Raw genomic sequence first — 7557 nt, 5'->3', positions numbered from 1 at the left:
TTTATCACTCAATCCAAGCTTTTGGGGGGTAGAACCCCCCAAACCCCCCGTTGGGGGCGTGGCGCCGCCCCCAAACCCCGGAGCGCATTAGTTTTTCGGTGAGATGCTTACACGCAGCTGCTAATACATCTGTAATAATTTCAGAGTCACTCCACTTGCAAGAGTGCCTCTCCTGATATGTAGCTTATACTCGACGGATTTAGTATGAATAATTAGAGTTGGCTGAATAAATCTAAAAACCTTGTTGGATAATATCTTTAGGCTTTTTTGAAATCAAAAAGTGGCAGCCATTGAAGTGATCGGGGGGAAAATTTAGGCACTTTTTCCCTGAAAATTAGGTAATTGGGCACCTCAAAACCGGTAAAACCCTACACCCCACACCCTGCCCCCACGAAAAAGTTTTTCAGCATACCCTAATTGTAGTTGTGCCACCTGCACGCAATCCTTTAACTCCTCACTCAATTGATAATTTTCCACCCCAACGATCCTGGGGTATAAAAGTCCGCTCTAGATTAATTTTTGCCACGGGTTCTGTGAGGGTAAATTCTCCCGATTCGATTAGTGCTTTTAATTCTAAAGCGGCTTCCCGGGCCAAGGAAATACTGGCCAAAGGAGCAACCCTAACACTTTTTCCCTCGATCATAATCCGACCGCTTTTTAGTTTAGCGTAGGTGATTAAACCAAAGGTAGGACGGACTCGCCGGGGAATAGAAAAATCCACCACTGGAGCGACAATTTCCTCATCTTTTACCGCACAATGTCGAACTATTTCCTCGCTTAAAATTGGAATCGGTACTGCTACCCCTAACATTAAAGAAGCCCCATAATTTTTGAAATAACAACCCCGCACCCAGCGAGCATTCATTTGTTTAGCATCACCAATTAAGGCTAAGGTGGAAGCCGGTCCAATAGGAGTTCGATTTTGTAGGCGTTTTTGCAGGGGAAAATGTTGGGTTCCTTCCCAGGCAATATAACCGATTCCTCCTCCCAAAAAAAGGCGCGTACCGATGCCTATAGCCTCTAAATCGGGGTCATTTAACAGGGGAGAAATTGCCCCTGGGTTAGAATAAACTGCATTACCTAATCTCGGCTGTAGTGGTCCTAAATAAGTATATAAAGTCCGCTCTCCCCCATTGACTCCGACGATAAAATTCTGGTAGAGATTGCGAGGATTAAAAAGATAAAATTGATTGATAGTCTCCTTAGAAATAATCGTTTCAAAAGAAGTGCGAGGATAACAATCAGTGGCCTGGCCGACAGCGCGCAATTGAATCGATTTTCCAGCGATTAAATCCTCAATAATATGTCCGCCGCCCCTTTCGGGATTTTCTCCCTCTAAATTCTCATTTTTGGCCGCTAGATCACTAATAGCGCTGGCTCCTAAGTATAAATCCACCGCCCCAAAACCAGCATAAGCAGGAATCCCATCTAACCAACATTGACGAATTTTTATCGGCGGATCCGTCTGACCTAAATTAATAATTGCCCCCGAAGATTCCATCGGTTCAAAAGTTCCCGTACAAACCACATCTACTTGGGAAAAAACCTCCTTAATTCCCATCTCGCTCACGCGGCTTTTTAATTCCTCTACTGTCCAGACTACAGCCGTTTTTTTAGCAATTTTGTCGTTGATTTCAGCGATTGTTCTCATAAGAAAAATTGGACAGATGGTGGTTAGGGAGCTTTTTGCTGTTGTCAGTAAACAGTTATCGAAAATTTGGGTTTTAAGTGAGTGGTATTAACTCAGCAGTATTAAATGGCCGTAACAATGCTGTCTTTTCACTGATTACTGATTACTGATTACTGATTACTGATGACTGATCACTGTTATAAGATAAAAAAGGGAAAATTTACGATCGAAGCTTTTCTATGACAGTTACACCCGTTCCGGCCTCCTTTAATCCTGTTTCTGGTCTAGTTAACCGTATTCTCGGCATAAAACCGCTTTTTGACATCGCTCGCTATCAGGCGCGCAATATGATGATTAAAAGAGCCGAAAAACTAGGCGTACCTTGGCGGGAAAACGTCAAACAATGGCAGCAACGGGATTGGAGTTGGGAACTGCAAGCGGTAGAAAATCCCGATCTCGTCTATCCCGAATACTACGTTTGTTCTTTCCACGCTTACGAAAAGGGCAATTTAGACTGGTTGCCAGCCTTTGAGGTAGAATCTGCCGCCTATGCTGTCCATTCTACCATCTGGCCCGGGGCGGGGATGGACGGCGATCCGCGATTGCGGCGGGAATATCACCGGATATTGAAAGAGCAAATCAAGGCAGAAATTAACGATATTGTCGATTTAGGCTGTAGTGTCGGCATGAGCAGCTTCGCACTGCAAGATACTTATCCTCAAGCGCGGGTAACTGGGTTAGATCTCTCTCCCTACTATTTAGCCGTTGCCCAATACCAAGCTCAACAAAAACAAAAGACGATTCAATGGCAACACGCGGCTGCGGAAAAAACTCAATTACCCAGTCAGTCCTACGATCTGGTATCTTCGTTTTTAATGTTCCACGAACTACCCCAACAGGCTACTAGAGAAATTTTCGCCGAAGCGCGTCGTTTATTGCGATCGGGGGGTTATTTGACGCTGATGGATATGAATCCGCGCTCGGAAATTTATCGAAAAATGCCCCCTTATGTCCTAACCTTACTCAAGAGTACCGAACCCTATCTCGATCAATATTTTACTCTCGATATCGAACAGGCATTAGTTGAAGCGGGGTTTCAAGCACCGATCATTACCCCCACCAGTCCCCGACACCGGGCGATTGTTGCGCGGGTTTCCGAATCATAATTTTGAGGTAATCAATGAAGATAATTTTTCGTCAAAGTTGGACAAAGATATTAACTATTGTCCCTATCTTCCTGTTAATTTTTGCCAGCAAAACCCTCGCCCATCATCCCATGGCAGGGCAAACTCCCGATAATTTTTGGAACGGATTTTTATCCGGTTTAGCTCACCCAGTTATCGGTTTAGATCATTTAGCTTTTGTGGTGGCTAGTGGTTTAATTGCTGTGGGTATGGAACAGGGTTTATTAATTCCGATCGCTTTTGCGATTGCCACTTTAATCGGTACGGGTATTCATTTACAGGGAATAAATTTACTTTTTCCTGAAGGGATTGTTGCCCTTTCTGTGGTGATTTTTGGCGTGATTTTAACCCTGAAAAAAGGTTTACAAACTCATTCTAATCTCTATACGATCGCTCTGGCAACTCTGGCAATGATTGCGGGAATTTTCCACGGTTATGCCTACGGAGAATCAATTATCGGGGCGCGAGTTGCCGCTTTAGTTGCCTATTTAATCGGTTTTACCGTGATCCAATTAGCGATCGCATCTGGTGCTTTTTTCCTTGGCAGTGTCATTAAGGAAAAATTAGCCAAGCAAGCGACTCTAATTAGCAAGTTAATCGGATTGGCAATTATGGCGATCGGTACAACTTTTTTAGTGGGAGTTAAGTAAATTAATCTCGATAGGGCTAATTATTAATCGCTCTCTTGAGGTTATGAGATCGAAGAAAGGGCGTACGCTATACGCCCCCACCAATCACACCAGGTGCAATGTAGGGGCGCAGCACTTGCCATTGGTGTCAACTTAAGCAAGAAGCTTAATTTTGACGCTGCCATCGCTTTAAGCGGTGGCAGCGTCAAGAACCTCGCCGTCGTTACCAATTATATTTTTGGTTTCGTCCTCATCGTTTTTGGCAGCGATAGTGCGATCGCAGATTGTGTAGAGAGTTTGTAGGGTGGGCAATGCCCACCTTACTTCAAGGTAAAATAGAGCCAAGGAAGTTAGTAGAGAGAGAATGCTATTTTGCCAGCTATGAGCCAAACTTTACCTAAAACTGTTAATTTCGAGGAATTCGTCCTTTGGCTGCCTGAAAATTCGGGAGTGCGTTATGAGCTACACAAGGGAAATATTATTGAAATGGCACAACCCGCAGGAGAACACGAGGAAATCAAAGGATTTTTAACTGTTAAACTCAGTGGAATAATTGATAGACTAGGGCTTCCTTATTTAATTCCTAACCAAGCGATTGTCAGACCTGCTGGTAAAAATTCTGGTTATTTTCCCGATGTATTAGTGCTAAATCGAACCAAGCTCGCTCAGGAAAAATTATGGAAAAAAGAATCAATCCTTAGGGATGGTGCATCTATCCCTCTGATCATTGAAGTGGTATCGACTAACTGGCGTGATGATTACTACTTAAAATTTGCTGATTATGAAGAAATGGGTATTCCTGAATATTGGATTGTCGATTATGCAGCCTTGGGTGGACGTAATTTTCTCGGCACTCCTAAACAACCGACAATCTCTGTTTGTTGCTTAGTTGAGGAAGAATATCAAATTCGGCAATTTCGAGACAGTGATCGCCTAATTTCCCAGACTTTCACGGAATTAAATCTCACTGTCAATCAGATTTTCTTAAGTCTGTAGGGTGTGCATCGTCCACCTTACTCTTTTCGCTTTTTTCTTCAGTTTGAGTGGTTGATTTTGCCGCTTAAAATCCGCAATTATTGCCTTTATTTGCTCCATCTGCTTGGGTTTTAAGCCATTAAACTCAATTTATTTTATCGCTTTCGTGTTCATGTTCTCAAGGTCGTTACTAAGACAAGATAGTAAACTAAGACGCATTTTAAATGAGAGAAATTTGGGGTTCCCTATTTATTTTTTTAGTCTGTCCTATAATCGGGGGATTGCCTCTGATCGATTGGATAAATTATCTCGTAACTGGACGTAAATTATCCCAATTAGGTACTGGTAATATCGGTGTAACTGCCGCTTTTTATCATGGGGGTAAATTGGTGGGAATTTTGGCGGTAATTTCGGAAGCAGCCAAGGGAATTATCGTTATTTTCCTAACCCGTTTATTTTTTCCCACCGGCTCCACTTGGGAATTATTAGCTTTAATTGCCTTAGTCATGGGGCGCTATTGGTTAGGAAAAGGTGCGGGAACTACTAATGTTTTCTGGGGATTAATCGTTCACGATTTTGTCGCTGTTTTTCTCGCCTCAATTATTAGTGGGATTAGCTTTACTATTTTTCGAGAAAAATCTACGGGTAGATTGGTAGGATTATTTTTATTAGCTTTAATTCTCACCTTGCGCCGTCCCCACGATTCGGGTTATATTACAACTGCCATTGCTTTAGCCTGTCTATTAGGGGCAATTTTTCAAAAAATACCCGACGATTTAGACTTACCCGAAGCAAGTGTTAACAATGAATCAAAAACTATGTTTCGTTTTTTTCGTGGAGATCGATCGCTCCAAACCCTTGATGACAATCTAGCAGCTTCAAAAGTGGGACAAAAAGCCGCCACTTTAGCCTATCTTAAGCGTGCCGGTTATCCCATTCCTAGGGGTTGGATTTTACCACCGGGGGATGATCCACAACCGTTAATAGAATCTCTTAATCCTGATATTAATCATCCCTTAGTCGTGCGCTCTTCCGCTATTGGAGAAGATAGTGAAACCGCCTCATCTGCGGGACAATATACTACAATTCTTAACGTCATCGATCGAGAAAATTTAGCTGCGGCGATTTTAAGTTGCCAAACCTCCTATAATAGTCCTAATGCTCTTAATTATCGACTCGATCGAGGTCAAGAAAACACGGCCATGGCTGTGTTAATCCAAGAACAAATTCGAGGAGTTTTTTCGGGAGTTGCCTTCAGTCGTGATCCGATTAATCCTCTCAGTTTAGATGTAGTTATTGAAGCTTTACCCGGAGATGCCACCAGAGTTGTATCGGGAAGAATCACCCCCGAAAGTTATCGAGTTAATTTAGAAGAAAATATTATCATCGGAGCGGGAGATATTCCCCCGGCTATTATTCAACAGGTAGCTAATCTTTGTCGGCAATTAGAAAACCTTGATCATGGCATTCCCCAAGATATAGAATGGACTCATGACGGACGAAAATTATGGTTATTACAGTGCCGTCCTATCACTAATTTACAGCCAATTTGGACAAGAAAAATCGCGGCTGAAGTTATCCCCGGGGTGATTCGTCCTTTGCCTTGGTCAATTAATCGTCCTTTAACCTGTGGAGTTTGGGGAGATATTTTCCAGTTAGTTTTAGACAAAAAAGCCCTCGATTTGGACTTCAATGAAACAGCGACTTTACACTATCAAAGAGCCTATTTTAATGCTTCTTTGTTAGGAACAATTTTCCGTCGCATGGGATTACCTCCAGAAAGCTTAGAATTCCTGACCAAAGGGGCAAAGTTTACCAAACCACCTTTAACGGCAACCTTGGCTAATTCCCCTGGTTTATTAAAACTTTTAGGACGGGAATTACAGTTAGAAAAAGACTTTAGCCAAGATCAAAAAAACTATTTTATCCCGACGCTCAAAAAAATTAACGCTACTTCCCCAGAAGCTTTATCTTCAGGGGAGATTTTAGAGCAAATTGAGGAGATTTTAACCGTCTTAAAAAAAGCTACCTATTATAGTATTCTTGCCCCTCTTAGCTTCGCCTTGCGTCGCAGTATTTCGCAAGTACCTTTTGAGAGATTGGATAACTCCCAAGCACCAGAAATAGCCTCAATACGATCGCTATCTGAACTGAGAAAAAATACGATCGATCGAGATTTTGACTCGGCTTTTTCCCTCTGGTTAGAAACCTACGGTTATTTAAGCGAAGTGGGGACTGATATTTCCATACCGAGATGGCGAGAAAATCCCCAAGAGCTGCTACAACTCCCCTTAGATAGTCCGGGTAATAATAGCCATAAAAAAGTTAAATCTTCCCATACTGTCCAAAAAAGATTAAATATCAAAAACCAAGTGACTGAAATTTACTCCCGTCTTTTAGCTCACCTACGCTGGCATTTTCTCGCTTTAGAAACCCTCTGGTTACAGCAGCAAATATTATCGGAGACGGGAGATATATTTTATCTAAATTACTCAGAAGTTACCCAGTTGGGTCAGAATAATAAAATCGCCAATCTTAACCAGATTATCCGCCAGCGTCGCCAACAATTCCAAGAAAACTCTCAATTAACCGATATTCCCTACATCGTTTATGGACAACCCCCGAAAAGAGAATTTTTAGTTTCAAATTTAACTGCCAAAAAACGCTTACAGGGAATTGCCGCTAGTGGGGGGACAGTGGAGGGACGAATCAAAATTATGCCCAGCTTACAAAATCTAGAAATTGCCCCTAATACTATTCTCGTTATTCCCTATACTGACTCAGGATGGTCGCCTTTATTATCCCGGGCTGTGGGAATTATTGCCGAGGTGGGGGGACAATTATCCCATGGTGCTATTATTGCCAGAGAATACGGAATTCCCGCGGTTATGGATGTGCATAATGCCATGAAATTGTTAAAAGATGGTCAATTAATTCGTCTTGATGGCAGTCAAGGAATTATTGAAATTCTCTAGGCATTAGGGGACAGGGTGTGGGGTGTGGGGTGTAGGGTGTAGGGTGTAGGGTTTTCCCGATTTTGAGGAGGTCAATTACCTAATTTTCAGGGAAAAAGTCCCTGAATTTTCCCCCCGATCACTCCCATATCTGGTACTTTTTGATTGACAAAAAGTCTAAAAGT

Annotated in this window: 6 protein-coding genes; 5 read left to right on the top strand and 1 reads right to left on the bottom strand. The window is 42.4% G+C overall.

Features of this window, described 5'->3' with window-relative positions; all coding sequences use genetic code 11:
• Window positions 1-454 precede the first annotated feature (454 nt).
• Window positions 455-1651 (bottom strand): homocysteine biosynthesis protein, encoded by a 1197-nt coding sequence (locus IM477_RS18895; RefSeq protein ID WP_012265086.1) that lies wholly within the window; start codon window positions 1649-1651, stop codon window positions 455-457.
• Window positions 1652-1869: 218 nt separating this feature from the next.
• On the opposite strand from IM477_RS18895, the gene IM477_RS18890 reads away from it, so the two are divergent.
• From IM477_RS18890 to IM477_RS18870, 5 genes are all read left to right on the top strand, one after another.
• Window positions 1870-2796: a class I SAM-dependent methyltransferase gene (locus IM477_RS18890; RefSeq protein ID WP_287733044.1), complete on the top strand. Its 927-nt coding sequence runs from the start codon at window positions 1870-1872 to the stop codon at window positions 2794-2796.
• A 14-nt stretch (window positions 2797-2810) separates the two neighbouring features.
• Entirely contained in the window at window positions 2811-3464 is a 654-nt protein-coding gene (locus IM477_RS18885) for a HupE/UreJ family protein (RefSeq protein WP_287733043.1), read from the top strand.
• Between the two features lie 93 nt (window positions 3465-3557).
• Complete coding sequence (locus tag IM477_RS18880; RefSeq protein WP_287733042.1) at window positions 3558-3746, top strand: hypothetical protein; 189 nt, start codon at window positions 3558-3560, stop codon at window positions 3744-3746.
• A 78-nt stretch (window positions 3747-3824) separates the two neighbouring features.
• Window positions 3825-4439 (top strand): Uma2 family endonuclease, encoded by a 615-nt coding sequence (locus IM477_RS18875; protein ID WP_287733041.1) that lies wholly within the window; start codon window positions 3825-3827, stop codon window positions 4437-4439.
• Window positions 4440-4642: 203 nt separating this feature from the next.
• A complete protein-coding gene (locus tag IM477_RS18870) occupies window positions 4643-7393 on the top strand; it encodes a glycerol-3-phosphate acyltransferase (protein ID WP_287733040.1) in 2751 nt (916 codons plus the stop codon).
• Window positions 7394-7557 lie beyond the last annotated feature (164 nt).

It is taken from the genome of Microcystis sp. M090S1, assembly GCF_020246295.1.
GTDB lineage: Bacteria > Cyanobacteriota > Cyanobacteriia > Cyanobacteriales > Microcystaceae > Microcystis > Microcystis aeruginosa.
This window is presented reverse-complemented; position numbering and strand designations above follow the sequence as displayed.